Annotated in this window: 17 protein-coding genes; 11 read left to right on the top strand and 6 right to left on the bottom strand. The window is 35.3% G+C overall.

The window, feature by feature from the left end; genetic code table 11:
• Position 1 precedes the first annotated feature (1 nt).
• From T513_RS0103795 to T513_RS0103760, 8 genes are all read left to right on the top strand, one after another.
• A complete protein-coding gene (locus T513_RS0103795; RefSeq protein WP_031588996.1) occupies positions 2-1,699 on the top strand; it encodes a cache domain-containing sensor histidine kinase in 1,698 nt (565 codons plus the stop codon).
• 135 nt (positions 1,700-1,834) lie between these two features.
• Positions 1,835-3,067 (top strand): extracellular solute-binding protein, encoded by a 1,233-nt coding sequence (locus tag T513_RS0103790; protein WP_031588995.1) that lies wholly within the window; start codon positions 1,835-1,837, stop codon positions 3,065-3,067.
• A gap of 47 nt (positions 3,068-3,114) precedes the next feature.
• Positions 3,115-4,482, top strand: coding sequence for a carbohydrate ABC transporter permease (locus T513_RS0103785; protein WP_173438340.1), 1,368 nt, complete (start codon positions 3,115-3,117; stop codon positions 4,480-4,482).
• Complete coding sequence (locus tag T513_RS0103780; RefSeq protein WP_031588994.1) at positions 4,482-5,342, top strand: sugar ABC transporter permease; 861 nt, start codon at positions 4,482-4,484, stop codon at positions 5,340-5,342. The genes T513_RS0103785 and T513_RS0103780 overlap by 1 nt, the downstream gene beginning before the upstream one ends.
• A 160-nt stretch (positions 5,343-5,502) precedes the next feature.
• Positions 5,503-6,969 carry an extracellular solute-binding protein gene (locus T513_RS0103775; protein WP_236700960.1) on the top strand — a complete coding sequence of 489 codons (1,467 nt, stop codon included), beginning with the start codon at positions 5,503-5,505 and terminating at the stop codon, positions 6,967-6,969.
• A 106-nt stretch (positions 6,970-7,075) separates the two neighbouring features.
• A complete protein-coding gene (mnmG, locus tag T513_RS0103770; RefSeq protein ID WP_029071572.1) occupies positions 7,076-8,935 on the top strand; it encodes a tRNA uridine-5-carboxymethylaminomethyl(34) synthesis enzyme MnmG in 1,860 nt (619 codons plus the stop codon).
• 1 nt (position 8,936) lies between these two features.
• Positions 8,937-9,635 (top strand): 16S rRNA (guanine(527)-N(7))-methyltransferase RsmG, encoded by a 699-nt coding sequence (gene rsmG / locus T513_RS0103765; RefSeq protein ID WP_029072679.1) that lies wholly within the window; start codon positions 8,937-8,939, stop codon positions 9,633-9,635.
• Positions 9,636-9,650: 15 nt separating this feature from the next.
• Positions 9,651-10,463, top strand: coding sequence for a ParB/RepB/Spo0J family partition protein (locus T513_RS0103760; protein ID WP_029071570.1), 813 nt, complete (start codon positions 9,651-9,653; stop codon positions 10,461-10,463).
• 21 nt (positions 10,464-10,484) lie between these two features.
• On the opposite strand, the gene T513_RS0103755 is transcribed toward T513_RS0103760, so the two are convergent.
• Complete coding sequence (locus tag T513_RS0103755; protein WP_031588991.1) at positions 10,485-11,513, bottom strand: lactonase family protein; 1,029 nt, start codon at positions 11,511-11,513, stop codon at positions 10,485-10,487.
• Between the two features lie 162 nt (positions 11,514-11,675).
• Here T513_RS0103755 and T513_RS0103750 point away from each other — a divergent pair, with 162 nt between their 5' ends.
• Both T513_RS0103750 and T513_RS0103745 read left to right on the top strand, forming a co-directional pair.
• On the top strand, positions 11,676-12,167 hold the full coding sequence (locus T513_RS0103750) for an Lrp/AsnC family transcriptional regulator (RefSeq protein WP_029069945.1): 492 nt from the start codon (positions 11,676-11,678) through the stop codon (positions 12,165-12,167).
• Between the two features lies 1 nt (position 12,168).
• Positions 12,169-13,347 (top strand): aminotransferase class I/II-fold pyridoxal phosphate-dependent enzyme, encoded by a 1,179-nt coding sequence (locus T513_RS0103745; RefSeq protein ID WP_029069946.1) that lies wholly within the window; start codon positions 12,169-12,171, stop codon positions 13,345-13,347.
• A 10-nt stretch (positions 13,348-13,357) separates the two neighbouring features.
• Here T513_RS0103745 and T513_RS0103740 read toward each other — a convergent pair whose 3' ends face one another.
• Positions 13,358-13,774, bottom strand: a complete 417-nt coding sequence (locus tag T513_RS0103740) for a hypothetical protein (RefSeq protein ID WP_031588989.1) — start codon at positions 13,772-13,774, stop codon at positions 13,358-13,360.
• Between the two features lie 130 nt (positions 13,775-13,904).
• On the opposite strand from T513_RS0103740, the gene T513_RS11685 reads away from it, so the two are divergent.
• A complete protein-coding gene (locus tag T513_RS11685) occupies positions 13,905-14,639 on the top strand; it encodes an alpha/beta hydrolase (RefSeq protein ID WP_051654375.1) in 735 nt (244 codons plus the stop codon).
• Here T513_RS11685 and T513_RS0103730 read toward each other — a convergent pair whose 3' ends face one another.
• From T513_RS0103730 to T513_RS0103715, 4 genes are all read right to left on the bottom strand, one after another.
• A complete protein-coding gene (locus T513_RS0103730) occupies positions 14,640-15,272 on the bottom strand; it encodes an epoxyqueuosine reductase QueH (RefSeq protein WP_031588987.1) in 633 nt (210 codons plus the stop codon).
• Entirely contained in the window at positions 15,256-16,305 is a 1,050-nt protein-coding gene (gene queA / locus T513_RS0103725) for a tRNA preQ1(34) S-adenosylmethionine ribosyltransferase-isomerase QueA (protein WP_031588986.1), read from the bottom strand. Before queA ends, T513_RS0103730 begins: the two co-directional genes overlap by 17 nt.
• A 1-nt stretch (position 16,306) precedes the next feature.
• Positions 16,307-17,440: a tRNA guanosine(34) transglycosylase Tgt gene (gene tgt / locus T513_RS0103720; protein WP_029069951.1), complete on the bottom strand. Its 1,134-nt coding sequence runs from the start codon at positions 17,438-17,440 to the stop codon at positions 16,307-16,309.
• An 84-nt stretch (positions 17,441-17,524) separates the two neighbouring features.
• Entirely contained in the window at positions 17,525-18,478 is a 954-nt protein-coding gene (locus T513_RS0103715; RefSeq protein ID WP_029069952.1) for a TIGR03943 family putative permease subunit, read from the bottom strand.

Below are 18,478 nucleotides of genomic sequence, written 5' to 3'. Positions count from 1 at the left end.
CATGAAAATCCTTAGAAACATGAAACTGCGCTATAAGATGATTCTCATCTATTCTCTTATAGCCTTTGTTCCTCTTGTCATTGTAGATACATTTGCGATGCAAAGAATTGGACATCTTGTCAATGAACAAGAAAAAAGTACATCCAAGAATATGATTAAAGTCGCTAAGAATGCCCTTGATGGAGATATAAAGGTCTATAACAACCTCTCTAATTACTTAGCCTACAGTGATACTGTCGGTAATCTGCTTACTTATCAGTTTGATTCTGAGTATGATCTCTATAAGGCATTAACGACAGGCTTTGATCCCTTGCTGACATCGGTTTCTAATTTCCATACGGATATTTCTTCAATTACAGTCTATTCACAAAAGAATATTTCACATAGTACAACCTTGATGCCATTAAGCAAGATTCAAAATGAATCTTGGTACAATCAAGTAAAAAAAAGCAATGATCCCTTATGGATTGTACATGGGAAAAATGTTCTCAATGTAAGAAAAATGCCTATTCTAGAAAGAAAAGGGCAACTGGGGATTATTGCGATTACAATCAACTATGATGATGTCTTTAAAAGCTTTACCAACTTAAAAAATAAGAACTATGGTATTTACATTGCAGATGCTAAAGGAAATGTTATCTATAATCATCAGAACTTTGAACATGGCTATTATAAGGACATGCTTAGCTATAAGCAGTGTGTCGCATTATCTAAAAAGAAAGATGGTCACGTGTTAACAAAGTCATCAGAAGAAACAGGATGGACTCTTTATTATTATAATTCCTTTACATCCATGTCAGATAATACGGTACAAAAGACAACACAGTTTATGATTGTCGTCGTATTTATTTCATCATTATTGATGGCCTTTGCGATATGGGTTACTTCAAGAGGGATTGTCGCAAGACTAGAAGCGCTTCAGGATAATGTGAAAGCAGTTGAAGAGGGTGCACTTGAAGTTACTGTCACTAGTGAAGATCAGGATGAAATCGGTTCTCTTATCAGAGGATTTGGTGAGATGATCAATCGTATCAAATTCCTTATTGAAGAAGTCTATGAAAGCAAGATCAAAGAAAAGAACTTTGAAATGCGTGCTTTACAGCAGCAGATCAATCCGCATTTCTTGTATAACACATTATCAATGATTAACTTCATGGCCATTGAAAGTGGACAAAACGATATATCGAAGATTACTCTTTCGTTAAGTGACTTTTATCGAACAGCATTAAATAAAGGAAATAATACCTGCAGTCTTGATGATGAACTTAAGAACATGAAGGCCTATCTTGATATCCAGCAGATGATGCATGACTATGATTTTGAGTTAGACATAGAAATAGATGAAGAAATCAGAGGGTACGAAAGTCCTAATCTTATTCTTCAGCCGATTGTAGAAAATGCGATTGGACATGGTATTGATCTATTGGAAGAAAGAAAAGGTGTCATTAAGGTCTATGCTACTGAAAATGAAGATCAGGTCTTCATCATGGTAGAAGATAATGGTGTAGGAATGGATGAAGAGACGAAACATCGTATGCTAAATGAGAATTCAAAGGGATATGGCATGAGAAATGTCAATCAGCGTATTAAGCTTTTATATGGTGAAGAATACGGTCTTCATATAGAAAGCGTAATAGGCGAAGGAACATTAGTAACAATTCGTCTTCCAAAAATAGTTTTCAAAAACAGGAACGTATAAAAAATGTTTCTGTTTTTTCATATTCTAAAAATTTTTATATAATTCAAAATTTTATGATATGTGAATGAAGAATAGGTAACTCTATAATAAGAATTGTAATAAATGAATACGCTTTCGTAAAAAGGAGGAGAAATCATGAACTTGAAAAAAATTTGTGCTGCGGCTTTAGCCGCAACAATGATGGCAGGGGTTGTTGGATGTAGCTCTAGCAAACCTGCAACTACGGAAGACAAAGAATTAACAGCTACAATTAAAGTATGGTCACCACAGGAAGATCAGTCTAAAGACAGTGGAAACTGGCTTCAGAAACAGTGTGATGCATTCAATAAGGCACATCCTAAGTGGAAATTAACTTTCGATTATGGTGTATGTTCAGAAGCTGATGCTGGAAAAGTTGTTTCACAGGATCCATCTGCAGCAGCTGATGTTTACATGTATGCTAATGACCAGTTAGGACAGTTAATTGATGCAAAAGCAATTGCACAGTTTGGTGGGGAAACATTAGAAGAAATCAAGAAGACTAACTCTTCAACTATGTTAAAGAGTGTTACTTCTAATGGAAAAGTATATGGTATTCCATTTACTGCCAATACTTACTTTATGTACTATGATAAATCAGCTTTCACTGATGATGAAGTGAAATCATTAGATAAGATGATCGCTAAACATACAGTTGCATTCCCAATATCAAATGCTTGGAACTTACCTTCATTCTTCTATGCTAACGGTGGAAAGATGTACGGTGATGGTACTGACGCCAGCAAAGGTATTGATTTCGGTGGAGAAAAAGGATATCAGGTAACTCAGTATTTAATCAATTTAGTTAATAATAAGAACTTCGTTGATGATGCTGGTGGAAAAGGTTTATCAGGATTACGTTCTGGTACAGTTAAAGCAATGTTCTCTGGTTCTTGGGATTATGATTCAGTTAAGAAAGCATTAGGTAAAAACTTCGCTTGTGCTAAATTACCAACAATCACAATCAACGGTCAGGAAAAACAGTTAAAAGCTTTCGCTGGTTCTAAAGCACTTGCAGTTAACCCTAACTCTAAACATCAGGAAGTTGCTGTTGCACTTGCTAAATATTTAGGTGGATCTAAAGCTCAGGAAGATCATTACACAATGAGAAGCATTATTCCATGTAACACAGAATTATTAAAGAAAGATTCTATTTCTAAAGATCCATTGATCACAGCTCAGAATGATACTATTAATGAAACATCAGTATTACAGCCTACAATTACTGAAATGTCTAACTTCTGGGGACCTGCTGAAACATTTGGTAAAGCATTAGCTGGTAAACAGGTAAACGCTAATAACTATAAAGAAAAAACAGATGCGTTTGTTAAAGGTATTAATGGAAAATAATTGATTTAAAGGTCTCTATAAAATAGAGACCTTTCTAGGAGATACGTATGAAGAAAAAGAAAATTAAACATAATACGACTCCCTATACGTTCGAAAATGCGGTTATAAAGGGAGATGCTACTACCAAGCTCTCCATGGTGTTGATGGGAGTCGGTTTATTAAAAAGAAAACGTTTTGTAAAAGGTGCTCTATATCTTTTATCTGAAATAGCGTTTATCTTATTTATGGTATTAAATGGCTTCAATAATCTTGCAAAGTTACCAAGTCTTGGTACTTCTGCACAAAAAGAAGTATGGAATGAAGCTAAAGGCATCTTTGAATATAGTGCAGGAGACAATTCTTTATTGATCCTGCTCTATGGAGTTGCCACATTATTCTTGCTTGTCGGATTTATTCTTATTTGGAGAAGCAACCTGATTGCGAACTACAAAGCGCAGTATCAGGAAGAACATGGATTACATCTTAATACTTTCAAGGAAGATGTAAAGTCATTATTTGATGAAAACTTACATAAACTCTTATTGACAGGACCAGTTGCAGGTGTTCTTGTCTTCACAATCCTGCCCCTTGTTTTCATGATCTCAATGGCCTTTACAAACTACAGTATTCAAGATAATCATTTGATATTATTTGATTGGGTCGGCCTAAAGAACTTTGTCGACATATTGAACTTCGGAAGTTCAATTGGTAAACAGTTCTGGGGTGTATTGGCCTGGACGTTAGTATGGGCAGTCTTCGCCACATTCTTAAATTATATCTTTGGTATGTTGCTAGCAATCTTGATCAATAGAAAAGATACACGAGGTAAAGCATTCTGGAGATTCTGCTTTATCTTAAGTATTGCGGTTCCTCAGTTCGTTTCATTATTGATCATGAGAACAATGTTACAGCCTGAAGGGGCAATCAATGTTCTATTAAAGAATGCTGGTCTTATCAATAATGCATTGCCATTCTTCTCAAATGCGACATGGGCAAGGGTAACTGTTATTGTGATCAACCTTTGGGTTGGTATCCCATATACAATGATGCAGGTTACAGGTATTCTTCAGAATATTCCTGCTGAACTTTATGAGTCTGCAAAAATGGATGGCGCAAATGCCTTCACAACATTCACAAAGATCACATTGCCATATATGCTATTCGTAACCACACCATATCTTATTACACAGTTTACTGGCAATGTAAACAACTTCAATGTCATCTACCTATTATCTGGTGGTGATCCTACTCCTGTAGGTGCAACTGCCGGTAAGACTGACTTGCTTGTCACTTGGTTATATAAATTAACAATTGATAAACAGTATTATTCTATCGGAGCTGTCATTGGTATTATGACATTCGTAGTCTTAGCTATCGTTGCCTTATTGACTTACCGTAATACGGGAAGCTATAAGGATGAGGAGGGATTCATGTAATGAAATCATCTTATAGTCAAAAAAGAAAAATCAAGAATATCATCGTACATGTATTTCTTGCAATCTTAGCTGCCATTTGGCTATTGCCAATCTTCTGGGTTGTGCTTACTTCATTTAGAGCAGAACCAGGAAGCTATGTGGATACCTTCTTCCCTAAATCTTATACTTTTGATAATTATATTAAACTCTTTACTGATACAAACATCTTAAACTTCCCACGTATGTTTATGAATACATTGATCATTGCTATCTTCTCATGCTTGATTAGCTGCTTCTTTGTATTATCAGTAGCTTACTGTATGAGTAGATTAAGATTCAAGTTACGTAAGCCTTTCATGAATATCGCAATGATCTTAGGATTATTCCCAGGGTTCATGAGCATGGTTGCTATCTACTATATCTTAAAGACAGTGGGATTATCTGAAGGTGCTATGATCAGAGTTGCACTTGTACTTGTCTACAGTGCAGGTTCTGGAGTAGGCTTCTATATTGCCAAAGGGTTCTTTGATACAATTCCTAAGGCAATCGATGAAGCAGCCTATATTGATGGTGCTACAAAATGGCAAGTATTTACAAGATTAACTATACCTCTCTCTAAGCCAATCATTGTATATACTGTCTTAACATCATTCTTAGCGCCATGGCTTGACTTTATTTTTGCAAAAGTTATCTGCCGTGCCAATGCTGACTACTATACAGTCGCAATTGGTTTATGGAACATGCTGACAAAAGAGTATATCGACGTATGGTATACACGATTTGCTGCCGGAGCCGTTTGCGTATCTATTCCTATTGCTGTATTATTTATATATATGCAAAGATTCTACGCCGAAGGAATGTCAGGTGCAGTAAAGGGTTGATTATATGTTAAAAAAACTAAGTTTCATTTTCCTTTCCTTAATTATAATTACATCATGTCAAACGGGGTCGCTACGCGACTCCTTTGATGCGTCTTACAAATATGCACAAAATACACCTTATGGACGATACCCTGAAACGGTGACCTACACATTGGCACATATGGCAGGAGTAAACAACTCCTATATGCCAGAAGGAGATACATCGGAAAATAATGCGTATACACGCTATCTTTCTAAGAAGCTGAATATTCAAAATATCAATAAGATTGATGAAGTAGAAGATCGTTATTTTAAATCAGTTAATTATTCAATCTTAAAAAAGAATATTCCTGATGTCATGATTATCAATAACTATCATGATCTACAGTATCTTGTAGAACATGATATGATAGAAGATCTATCTACCGCTTATAAAAAATGTACCACTCAGCGTATTAAGGATATTTATAATAGCTATCCTTCCATCTTTAATCACGTTACAATCAATGGAAAACTTTATGCTATGCCAGAAACAAATATCAATGATGGACCAAACTTGTTCTGGTGTCGTGAAGATTGGTTAAAGGAATGTGGTCTTCAGGCGCCAAAGACACTTACTGATGTAGAAAATATTGTACGTACTTTCAAGAAAAAGAAGAAAACAGTGGGTCTTGTTACTGATACATCATTGACGGCAGGAACAGGATTTAGTAGTGAGTATTTACTGAATCTTTATTTTGCGTCTTACAACACTTATCCCAAGCAGTGGATCATGAAAGGCAATCAGGCAAACTATGGATCGGTGGATCAGAATGTCAAGAAGGTGCTTTCTCATCTTCATGAACTTTATAAAGAAGGAGTACTCGATCAGAAGTTCTTAGAAAGAACTTCCAATAATATTGCTCAATTGATCATTGATGGACAATGCGGGGCTTTCTTTGGACCATGGTGGGTACCAAATAATCCACTTGTTACGGCTAAGCAGAAAGATGCTTCTATTAATTGGAAACCTTATCGCATTGAGACAAATAAGAATGGAGAAACAACTTATCATTCTATTAATCCTTCTACAAAGTATGTTGTTGTAAGAAAGGGATTTAAGCATCCGGAAATTATCTTTAAGATCATTTCCGTTATCTTTGATTATCTTCGTTATGAGAATAAGAATGTAAAAGAAATCAATGATTACTATCGTTTAAATGTTGATCCTACCGCAAGACCTATTTCTATTAATGTAGATTATAAAAACGCCTTACATCGTAGTTATGAGAATGTTCAAGCTATTCTCAATGGAGAAAAGAAAAGAGATGTCATGGCAATAGATTATCCATATGCTGAAGCATGCAAAAATTATTTGAAGAATGATAAAAAGAACCAGGCTGAAAACTGGGCAGCCTATGCTTCAAGAATAGAAGCTCTGAAATTATTGGAGACTCCTTTAGTTAAGGAGGTCAACTCAGTATACTTTGGTACAACGAAAACGATGATGATCAAATGGTGGCGTCTAGAAGAAATGGAAAAAGATACTTATCTAAAAATTATATGTGGAAAAGATTCAGTGTCTTCATTTGATCAATTTGTAAAGAAGTGGTATGAACATGGTGGAAGTGAGATTACCAAGGAAGTCAATCAAGAAATAAAGAAGTGATAGAGGCATGAAAATCATGCCTCTATTTCATTGGATTGCCACTTACATTGATTGAAATAGACATAATGTTATGATATAGTTCAATATGTGAAAGAAGGTCGTTTTTATGTATGATATTATCGTTGTAGGGGCGGGACATGCCGGGATTGAAGCATGCCTTGCTGGTGCAAGAATTGGTAAGAAAACGTTATTAGTAACAAGTCACTTTGAAAATGCAGGACAGATGCCATGTAATACCGCCATTGGTGGACCTGCCAAAGGGATTATTGTAAGAGAAGTGGATGCACTTGGCGGACAGATGGGAAAAAGTGCAGATCGCAATTATACACAGATGAAAATGCTTAATACTGCCAAAGGGCCAGGTGTATGGGCATTACGCTCGCAGGAAGATAAGAAAGCATATCCTAGATATATGCAGAAGGTTCTTAAGGAACAGGAAAACCTTGATATTGTAGAATCAATGGTTGAAGATCTTATTATAGAAGATCAGGAATGTAAAGGTGTCATCTTAGAAGATGGAACACGCTATGAATCTCATACTGTCGTGTTAACAACAGGTACATATCTTAAGGCTGAAATACTTGTTGGAGATACAAAGACACCAAGTGGACCAGACAATGAACGCTATTCTAAGTTCCTTTCAAGCAAGTTAAAAGACTATGGTTTTAGAATCCAGAGATTAAAGACAGGAACTCCACCTAGAGTTGCAGCTGACAGTATTGATTATTCAAAAACAGAAGTACAGCCAGGAACAGATGATGAATTGGCATTCTCATATGAAACAGATACATTCATGCCTGTTGAAAAGCAGGATACATGCTGGTTGACTTATACAAATGAAGAAACACATAAGCTCATCCGAGATAACTTAGATAAGAGCTCAATGTATTCAGGAATCGTTAAAGGAATTGGACCACGTTATTGTCCATCCATTGAAGATAAGGTTGTAAAGTTCGCTGATAAAAAAAGACATCAGATTTTCCTAGAACCTGAATCAAGAGAAATGAATTCTATTTATGTACAGGGATTCTCTACTTCAATGCCTCATGATATTCAGGAAAAGATGGTAAGAACATTACCAGGATTAGAAGACTGTGTCATTTTAAAATATGCTTACGCTATTGAATATGATGCTATCGATCCATTACAGCTTTGGCCTTCATTAGAAACAAAAGTTATCAAGAACTTATTTACTGCTGGTCAGATCAATGGAACAAGCGGTTATGAAGAAGCTGCCGGTCAGGGTATTGTAGCTGGTATCAATGCGGCTAAAAAAGTTGATGGAAAAGAACCTATGATTCTTAGAAGAGATGAATCATATATTGGTGTACTTATTGATGATCTTGTAACTAAAGGTACAAAAGAACCTTATAGAATGTTAACAAGTAGAGCAGAATACCGTCTTCTTTTAAGACATGATAATGCTGATGAAAGATTAAGAAAATATGGCTATGAAGCAGGTCTTGTAAAGAAAGATGTCTATGATCAATATGAAAGAAAGATGGAACGTATTGCAAATGAAATAGAAAGATTAAAGACAATTCGTTTTACTCCAAAGAGTGACATCAATGATCGTATTGAAGAATTAGGATCAACACGTCTAAAAGAAGGAATTAGTGCTAAAGAACTTCTTCAAAGACCAGAATTGACTTATGAGAAAATCAAGGATTATCTTGGAGAAACTGATTTAACTAAAGAAGAAAGACAGCGTGTTACAATCAATATCAAGTATAAAGGATATATTGATAAAGCATTAAGACAGGTAGAAAAAGTCAAAGCTATGGAAGAAAAGAAGATTCCTTCTGACATAGATTATGACAAAGTTGTTAATCTTGCCTTAGAAGCAAAGCAAAAATTAGAAGAAGTACGTCCATTGACAGTAGGACAGGCTTCACGTATTTCAGGTATTAATCCAGCTGATATCTCAGTATTGCTTATTTACCTGAAATCAGAATACGGAGAATAATATGAAAATACTAGAAGAGATTTTAAAAGAGCATGATATTCATTTGAATGATACTCAAAAAAAACAATTTCAGAGATACTATGAACTATTGGTAGAATGGAATCAGAAGATGAATCTAACCGCAATTACTGATGAAGAAGGTGTTGCGTTAAAACATTTTTATGATTCAATCACCATATCTTTTGATTTCTCTTTTGAGAACCAGTCACTTGTCGATGTAGGAGCAGGGGCTGGATTCCCTTCTATTCCATTAAAGATCATCCATCCAGAACTCAAGGTGACTATCGTAGATAGTTTAGGAAAAAGAATTACTTTCTTGAATCATCTTATTGAAGAACTGCAGTTAAAAGATGTAAAAGCTGTTCATGCACGTGCAGAGGAATTTGCGAAAGATCATCGCGAAGCATTTGATCTTGCCACTGCAAGAGCAGTCGCAAGATTAAATATTCTTGATGAACTATGTCTCCCACTTGTCAAGAAGGGTGGATACTTCCTTGTTCTTAAAGGTAAACAGGGAGAAGAAGAGTATCAGGAAGCAAAAAAGGGCATTGCGACACTTGGTGGTGAGTTTGTGAAGGATCATCATTTCACATTAAGTGGTGAAGATGATCACCGTCATAACCTTGTAATCAAAAAAGTAAAAGAAACACCAAAGAAATACCCGAGAGCTTTCGGCACTATTAAAAAGAAGCCGCTTTAAGAAAGAGGGATTTTTATGAAAAAGAATGTCTACAAATTTATCGATATTTCAAAGATCGAACCTAATAAAGAACAGCCAAGAACACATTTTGAAGATGAGAAGATTCAGGAACTCTCTGAATCCATTAAAGAAAATGGGCTATTGCAGCCTATTGTTGTTCGTCCACATGGCGGTTCAGTCCTCAATAAAAAATACCAGATTGTCGTAGGGGAAAGACGATATCGTGCCTGCAAGCTTGCTAATATCAAGGAAGTCCCTGTGCTTATTCAGGAATTAGATGACGATGAAACAGCCAATGCGGCTTTGGTAGAAAATATTCAAAGAGAAAACTTATCGGCTATTGAAGAAGCGCTCGCTTATCAGCAGATTCTTGATTCACAGGATCTTACTCAAAAAGAATTAGCTGACAAGATGGGGAAGAAGCAGTCTACCATTGCGAATAAACTAAGACTATTACAGCTCCCTATTACTGTACAAGAGTCTGTTAAGAAGAAAGAAATCACTGAAAGACATGCACGTGCTTTGCTGAAGCTTAAGACAACAACTGAAAGAAATCAGATGTTAAAGCGTATCATCAAGGATGAACTGACAGTTGAAGAAACAGAAAAGCAGATCAAGAAGAAACTTGAACCAAAGAAAAAGAAAAATGTGAATATTAAAGGCAGCAGCAAGAACCTTTCTCAAAATATTCAGATTGCCTTAAATACACTACCTGTAAAATCAATCAACAAGGCCATTAAGACAATGAAAGATTTTGGTGTAGATGCTTATCTTGATCAAAGTGAAAGCAACGATGAAGTTTTAGTTACAATTCATATAAAGAAATAAAAAGGTACCGATTGGTACCTTTTATAATGCAACACAGACCGGCTGTGGTAAAGAAATAGCTTGTGGAGTAAGAAGAAGTTTCTCATTTTCTTCATCAAAGCTCATTACCTGTAAGAGATTTCCATTCTGACAAGCAACAATCAAGTAGGCATCATCAATGATATTGAAATCACGAGGATCTTTATCAGTGTGTACCATATACAATAAAGAAATCTTTCCTGTTTCCTGATTAATACGATAAAGAGCAATAGAATCATGTCCTCTATTAGAAATAAACAGATGTTTTCCTGTAGAAGTCATACGAATAGCTGCAGCTGCTGAAAAGCCCGTAAAATGATGTGGTATACAGCTTACATTTTGAATAAGACTAAAATGATTATCCGCTACCTTAAAGACCATCACCGAGTTAGCAATCTCATTTACCAGATAAGCAAAACGTCCATCCTGAGAAAAAATCATATGACGAGGACCACTTCCAGGAATGACACTGACAGAATAATCTTTATTTTCTTCTAATTGACCATTTTTATAATCATACATAACAATACGATCAGAGCCAAGATCTACACTGTAAACAAAACGCTTATCAGGAGTAAATCCAACATTGTGAACATGGGGAGATGTCTGTCTTTTTAATAAGTCAGGACCAAATCCCTTATGTCTTACAGCAACGATCTTATGATCAATCTTATGATCATTGACCTTATAGGAAGCTGTTGCACCAATATGATAATTAGCTGCAAAAATATATTCCTGATCATCACTTAAACATAAGTGGGTATAGCTTCTTCCACTTGAAGAATAATTGCTTTCTTTGATAAGCTTATTATCTTCAATTAAAAAACTTCCTAATCCACCACCATCATTGGTATTGTCTGCATTTTTATAGGCAACATAGAGATGATCATCTCGAGTGATCATATACGAAGGAAAATCCTTTGTTGGGATATGTTCTTCTTTTTTTAATTTCATTGTATAAGGATCAAAAGATAACGTATAAATGCCCTTATCTTCGCCTTTTCCATAACTAGCAACATAAATCATCTTCATTTTCTGATACCTCTTTCTTTTTTATATTTTACCATATGCAAGCGTTATAAATAGGGATTTTTCCAAATTTTGAATAATTATTCTTATTCATCGTTAAGCGATTTCTTTACACACTTAAAATATTGAATTATAATGATAAAAATAAAAAGGAGAGAATATATTATGGACGATAAGCTATTGCTTGCGGTTATGCAAAAAAATGCACGTATCAAACTTACTGATTTAGCAGCAACATTGGATGAGTCAAAAGAAGATGTCATTGACGAATTAACACGATTAGAAAAAGAAAAAGTCATCTGTGGTTATCATACTGTCGTCAATTGGGATAAAACAAACACTGATGTTGTAACAGCATTGATTGAAATCAAGGCTGAACCAGAAAGAGAATATGGGTATGATCGCATTGCCTCAAGAATCTATAAATATCCAGAAGTTGAAACAATGTATCTTCTTGCCGGAAGATATGATTTCGCTTTAATTATCAAAGGACATACAATGCAGCAAGTTGCTCACTTTGTAGCAAGTAAACTCGCACCAATTTCAGGTGTAACAGAAACTGTTACTACATTTGTATTGAAGAATTATAAGAATAGTGGTCTTATTATGATTGAAGATGAAGATGGCAAGAATGACAGATTGGTGGTGACACCATAGTATGGATTATGAATCATTAATTAGTGATAAAGCAAAGGCAATTAAGCCTAGCGGTATCAGAAAATTCTTTGATCTTGCCAATCAGATTGAAGGTGTCATTTCTTTAGGGGTAGGGGAACCAGATTTCACTACACCATGGACAATTAGAGAATCTGCCATCTATTCAATTGAAAAAGGACGTACATTCTATACAGCCAATAAGGGATTATTGGAATTACGTCAGGAAATCTGTCGCTATTACGACGAACGTTTTCATGTAAAATATGATCCAGAAAAAGAATGCATTGTCACAGTTGGTGGATCAGAAGGTATCGATATCGCAGTAAGAGCACTACTAAATCCAGGAGAAGAAATGATTATCATGGATCCTGGTTATGTAGCATATGAACCATCAATTATCTTATCAGGAGGAACACCGGTGCGTGTTCATCTAGAAGAAAAAGATGAATTTAAGCTTACTCCAGAAAAACTTAAAGAAGCTATTTCTGATAAAACAAAGCTATTGCTTATTAACTATCCATCCAATCCAACAGGTGGATTCATGAGCAGAGAAGATTATGCTAAAATTGTACCAATCATCAAAGAATCAGGGATTATTGTTATCTCGGATGAAATCTATGGTGAATTGAGCTATGAACAGGAATTCTGTTCCTTAGCTTCTTTTGATGAAATCAAAGATCAGGTCATTACTATCAGCGGTTTTTCAAAAGCATTCGCTATGACTGGATGGAGACTTGGTTACGTGTTAGCTAATCCCATCTTGACTAAAGCTATGGTTAAAATCCATCAGTATGTTATCATGTCAGCTCCAACGGCACCACAGTATGGCGCAATCGATGGACTTCGTTCATGCCGTGATGAAGTAGAAGAAATGCGAGAAGCTTACTTATCTCGTCGAAATTATCTTGTTAAAGAATTAAATGATATGGGCTTAACAACATTTAAGCCACAAGGCGCATTCTATGTATTCCCAAGCATTCAATCTACAGGATTAACATCTGAAGAATTCTGTAATAAATTGCTAGAAGACCAAAAGGTAGCCTGTGTACCAGGAAATGCTTTTGGTGAAAGTGGAGAAGGGTTTGTAAGAATCTCTTATGCTTATTCACTTGAAGAATTAAAGATTGCGATGGAAAAGATGAGAATATTCTTAGATAACTTAAAAAAGAACGCAAAATAAGCGTTCTTTTTTAAATAGTTGTACGAAATGTGTTATTGAATTCATCAATGATATATGATGAAGAGTCTTCAAGATGAAACATCATCAGCTGATATCCGGTTGTATTATTATAATATCTAGTAAGAGTAGGGCAACGTCTTATCATCATCTGAGAATAGCGTGGATCATTTTCAAATACAGCTTTTCCAGTATAGCGAAACCATTTACGATCATTGCGATAGGCAGTCAGACATATATGGGGATTTGTCTTCATTGACTGATAAAGTGGATTATCAGTACCAATCGCAAACATGAGCTTATGATCATAATACATATGCATTTCGATAGGACAGCTTTTTGCTTTATTATTTTCTACAACACTGAGGTGAATTACTTTCGCATCAAATAGGAAACTATTGATCTGATAAATATTATAGATTTTATCCATACTTTTTACACTCCATTGTAGATTATATATGAAAATATATGTAAATAAAAGAGGTACATTTACCCTTTTTTATTATGAAATGTAATCATTATGAAATTTGTGTATAATAGATTCTATTGGGGGGAATACTATGAGACAGTTTATTGAAACGAAAAGAGGAAGAACCACGCTTAGAGGAACTATTGATATGCCACAGCTATCAATTGATCAAAAGGCACCAGTCGTTATCTTTTTTCATGATATCATGTCATCTTCGCGTGTATATCCTTCAGATACACTTGCACAATTATTTATCCAATATGCCTACGCAGTCGTACGCTTTGATTTTAGTGGACACGGAAGAAGCGATGGCAGAATTGAAAAGTATACATTAAAAAAACAAATAGAAGATGCCAAGGCCATGGTCTCATATGTTTCTGAGTTGGAATTTACTAGTCGCATCATTCTTTTAGGACATGGAATAGGGGGAAATATTGCAGCCATGATTGCGGATGAAGTGCCTTGTGAAAGCATCATTCTATTAGGTCCATCATGTGATGTCGCTGATACAATAAAAGAAGGTTTATTCTATAATCGACGTTTTAATAAAAAACGTCTGCCAAGACGTCTTAATTTAGAAGGAAGAGCCATCAGTAAACACTATCTTGAAGAAACAAGAGACGTATCGTTAAAGCCTTGTGAAAAAGAAGTGCTTATCCTTCAAGGAAAAAAAGATGAGATTGTTTCCTATAAGAAAACATGGCTCTATTATAAACACTTAAAACATAGTACTATTCATCTTATTAATAATGGTACACATGATTTTCGCAGTTGTCTTAAAGAAACATGTTACTGGATAGATGAATATCTCATGAAAAAAAGATAATCATTCCTGATTATCTTTTTGACGTTCTAGACTTTCCTGATAGCTGTAAACACAGCCACAGTAGCTTTGTCTATACATATGATACGCATCAGCTGTTTGTACTGATTTCAGATAGCCGTTGCGTTTTTTAAAATCTGAATGCAGAAACTTAGGGTGATCACACATAAGTGACTCGCCAATCTCATTGATCCATCTGCTGATCTTATGAGGAGAAACGGAAAGAACCGTTGTCCAATAATCAAAGTCATTCTCTTTTGCATAAGCGAATGCTTTCTTCATTCTCATCTCATAACAAAGATGACATCGTTCACCTTTTTCACCAGTATCCTTAAGTGGAGCAAGCTTTTGTGTATAGCTCCTTAGATCATAATCATCTTCAACGACAGTGATAGACTGATTTTCTTTCTCATTAAACTGAGGAATAAATGTCAGCAGTTCATCACGTCTTCTGACATACTCACTTTCAGGATAAATATTAGAGTTAGAATAAAAGATAGTGATATCAAAATATTCACTTAATTCTTTAATGACATTGCTTGAACATGGCCCGCAACAAACATGAAGAAGAAGCTTAGGACGCCCAACTAGCGTCTTAAGTTCTTCTTGCATCATTAAATCATAGTTCTGTTTCATTGGTAATAAACATCGAATCACCGAAAGAGAAGAATCTATATTTCTTTTCTACGGCTACCTTGTAGGCATGAAGAATCTTTTCTCTTGAAGCAAGTGCAGATACAAGCATCACAAGAGTAGATTTAGGAAGATGGAAGTTTGTGATCAGGCAGTCAATAGCTTCAAACTTATATCCTGGATAAATAAAGATTGAAGTATTTTCATGAGCAGCAGTGAACTGACCATATTTCTTGATATTAGATTCAAGAGTACGACATGAAGTTGTACCTACTGCAATAATACGACGACCTTCTTTTTTAGCTTTATTAAGTTCATTAGCAACATCTTCACTAATCTCATAATATTCACTATGCATGTGATGTTCCAATACGTTCTCTACTTTAACAGGTCTAAATGTACCTAATCCAACATGTAAAGTCACATCAAGTATTTCTACACCTTTCTCTCTAACTTTTTCTAAAAGTTCAGGAGTAAAATGTAGACCAGCAGTAGGAGCAGCTGCGCTGCCTTCTACTTTCGCATAGACAGTCTGATAACGATCTGGATCATTTAATTTTTCCTTAATATAAGGAGGAAGAGGCATAATACCAAGCTGATCTAAAATTTCATAGAAGATACCATCATAAATCATCTCTAAGATACGAATACCTTCATCTCTTACTTCTAGACATTTAGCTTTAAGTCTGCCATCTCCAAAAGAAATAACTGTATCAACTTTAATCTTTTTAGCATTACCACAAAGACATTCCCATACATCATCATGAGTATTCTTTAAAAGCAATACTTCCACATGGGCATTTGTTTCTTCCTTAGTTCCAAATAATCTTGCAGGAATAACTTTAGTATTATTTCTTACAAGAACATCTCCAGGTTTAAGATAATCGATAATATCATAGAAATGCTTATGTGTAATATCACCAGTTTCTTTATTAAGTACCATTAAGTGAGAAGTATCTCTTTTCTGTAATGGTGTCTGTGCAATTAACTCTTCTGGGAGTTCATAGTCAAATAAATTAATATCTAATGTTTCCATATTAAAAAGCCCTTTCGTATACATCTCTACCATAGCGATCAAGGAATTCTTCCTTGAAATCACCAAGTCTATCTTCTTTAATTGCTTCTCTGATATCCTTAGCTAAATCTAATAAGAAAGCAACATTATGAATAGAGAGAAGACTCTTTCCAAAGATTTCATCACTCTTATGAAGATGTCTTAAATAGGCACGTGTATAGTTACGACAAGTATAACAATGGCACATATCATCAATAGGAGTGAAATCATATTTAAATTTCTGATTATTGATGTTCATACGACCATAATGAGTCATCAATGCACCATGTCTTGCAACACGTGTAGGAAGAACGCAGTCATACATATCAATACCACGAATAGCTGCTTCAATAAGATCGATAGGATTACCTACTCCCATTAGATAACGTGGTTTATCTTCAGGAAGAAAAGGAATCGTATCATCAATCATCTTATACATGACATCCTTAGGTTCACCGACAGAAGTTCCCCCGATAGAGTAGCCAGGGAAATCCATTTCCACAAGTGCTTTAGCACACTTTTCTCTAATATCAGGATACTCTCCACCTTGAACAATACCAAATAAAGCCTGATCTTCTCTTGTATGTGCGTCTTTCCCACGCTTTGCCCAGCGAATAGTACGAGCAACAGATTTTTCCATATACTCTCTGCTTGCAGGATAAGGAGCACATTCATCAAAGCTCATGATCATATCGGCTCCAAGATCTTCCTGAATCTGAATTGCCTTTTCAGGAGAAAGGAAAAGCTGTGAACCATCGATGATGGATTTAAATGTAACGCCTTCTTCTTCAATCTTTCTTGTCTTACCAAGAGAGAAGACCTGGAATCCACCACTATCCGTCAACATTGGTCCATCATAGTTCATAAACTTATGAAGACCACCAGCTTTTTTAACAACATCATTTCCTGGTCTAAGCCATAAATGATATGTATTAGAAAGAATAACCTGAGAACCCATTTCCTTAAGTTGTTCAGGAGAGATTCCCTTAACTGTAGCTAATGTCCCTACAGGCATAAACATAGGTGTTTCCACATCTCCATGAGGAGTATGAAGAATCCCATATCTTGCACCTGTCTGTTTACATACATGTTTTAATTCATACCAAAAATCTTTCATATTTACACCTCATCAAATTGCATAACCATTATACATAAAAAGTACGTTAAAGACAAAGAAAAATACAAAGCCAATGGCTTTGTATTAATCAAAAGTGACATACTCGTAAGAAAGAGGTTTTGTACCTTCAAGCTTTGTAACATCCATCACACAAATATTCTGTCCATATTCAGGATCATACTGTGTATGAGTATCACCTTCTACGATAATCCACTCATTAGGAATAAGCTGATCACGGTATTCTTTAGAAATACAGATGAGCCCAATTAATGAAGTATCTTGCTCGCAGCATACCATGGCATATCGTCCAAGTACAAATCCGTTTTCTTGAACACGGTCTTTTCCAATGAACTTACCTTTAATACGAATATGTTTATTATCATATCTTTCAGGATGTTCCATTAAATCATAACAGAAGATTCCGAAGTCATGATCTTCAATGTTAAGATCATGATCTTCATAATTATAAGGCAATTCTTCTTCGACATTGTTGTCAATTGTACCATCTTCAAGTTCATAGATGATCTGACACTGTGGATTCATCGCCTTAATATTATTTCTATAAGGACGCTTCTTAGCACCCTTAGGTAATCTATTAAAGATTACAAGATCAGAACGTGAACAATGCTGGAAAAGCAATGCACGCATATTCTGTACGAAAAGCTGGAATGTAGAAGCATTGATTGTAGTTAAGATCTGAACAATCTGCCATCCATCAGGGCGTTCTTTCTCGATAAACTTATCAACATCCCACATACCATTAAATTCAATAAGAATCTGAGTAGGATCATAATCCTCCTTGATCTTATTCCAGAAGTCCAAAGTAAATTCTTCAGGATCTTCTACCACAATCATATGTGTTCCTTTCGCTTCAAGTTCTTCTTTCTTATATTCAACTTCACCTTCTTCAGTGACAATAAGAACAGAACGTTCACCATCAGTAAAGTTTGTATTGACGATTGTATCATTGATAAAAGTTGATTTACCAGATTCAAGGAACCCAGTAAACAAGTACATTCTTACCTGTAAATTATCCAT

The organism is Kandleria vitulina DSM 20405, from assembly GCF_000702065.1.
In the GTDB taxonomy this organism is placed as follows: domain Bacteria; phylum Bacillota_I; class Bacilli_A; order Erysipelotrichales; family Coprobacillaceae; genus Kandleria; species Kandleria vitulina.
The sequence above is the reverse complement of the archived record's forward strand: the minus strand, read 5'-3'. Positions and strand labels throughout refer to the sequence as shown.

Coding starts and splice junctions, on each gene's coding strand:
- mnmG (WP_029071572.1), top strand. CDS start 7,076: ATGTATGATATTATCGTTGTAGGGGCGGGACATGCCGGGATTGAAGCA.
- T513_RS0103785 (WP_173438340.1), top strand. CDS start 3,115: ATGAAGAAAAAGAAAATTAAACATAATACGACTCCCTATACGTTCGAA.
- T513_RS0103790 (WP_031588995.1), top strand. CDS start 1,835: ATGAACTTGAAAAAAATTTGTGCTGCGGCTTTAGCCGCAACAATGATG.
- T513_RS0103745 (WP_029069946.1), top strand. CDS start 12,169: ATGGATTATGAATCATTAATTAGTGATAAAGCAAAGGCAATTAAGCCT.
- rsmG (WP_029072679.1), top strand. CDS start 8,937: ATGAAAATACTAGAAGAGATTTTAAAAGAGCATGATATTCATTTGAAT.
- T513_RS0103740 (WP_031588989.1), bottom strand. CDS start 13,774: ATGGATAAAATCTATAATATTTATCAGATCAATAGTTTCCTATTTGAT.
- T513_RS11685 (WP_051654375.1), top strand. CDS start 13,905: ATGAGACAGTTTATTGAAACGAAAAGAGGAAGAACCACGCTTAGAGGA.
- T513_RS0103775 (WP_236700960.1), top strand. CDS start 5,503: ATGGCAGGAGTAAACAACTCCTATATGCCAGAAGGAGATACATCGGAA.
- T513_RS0103715 (WP_029069952.1), bottom strand. CDS start 18,478: ATGGATAATTTACAGGTAAGAATGTACTTGTTTACTGGGTTCCTTGAA.
- queA (WP_031588986.1), bottom strand. CDS start 16,305: ATGGAAACATTAGATATTAATTTATTTGACTATGAACTCCCAGAAGAG.
- T513_RS0103780 (WP_031588994.1), top strand. CDS start 4,482: ATGAAATCATCTTATAGTCAAAAAAGAAAAATCAAGAATATCATCGTA.
- T513_RS0103760 (WP_029071570.1), top strand. CDS start 9,651: ATGAAAAAGAATGTCTACAAATTTATCGATATTTCAAAGATCGAACCT.
- T513_RS0103730 (WP_031588987.1), bottom strand. CDS start 15,272: ATGAAACAGAACTATGATTTAATGATGCAAGAAGAACTTAAGACGCTA.
- T513_RS0103755 (WP_031588991.1), bottom strand. CDS start 11,513: ATGAAGATGATTTATGTTGCTAGTTATGGAAAAGGCGAAGATAAGGGC.
- T513_RS0103795 (WP_031588996.1), top strand. CDS start 2: ATGAAAATCCTTAGAAACATGAAACTGCGCTATAAGATGATTCTCATC.
- tgt (WP_029069951.1), bottom strand. CDS start 17,440: ATGAAAGATTTTTGGTATGAATTAAAACATGTATGTAAACAGACAGGT.
- T513_RS0103750 (WP_029069945.1), top strand. CDS start 11,676: ATGGACGATAAGCTATTGCTTGCGGTTATGCAAAAAAATGCACGTATC.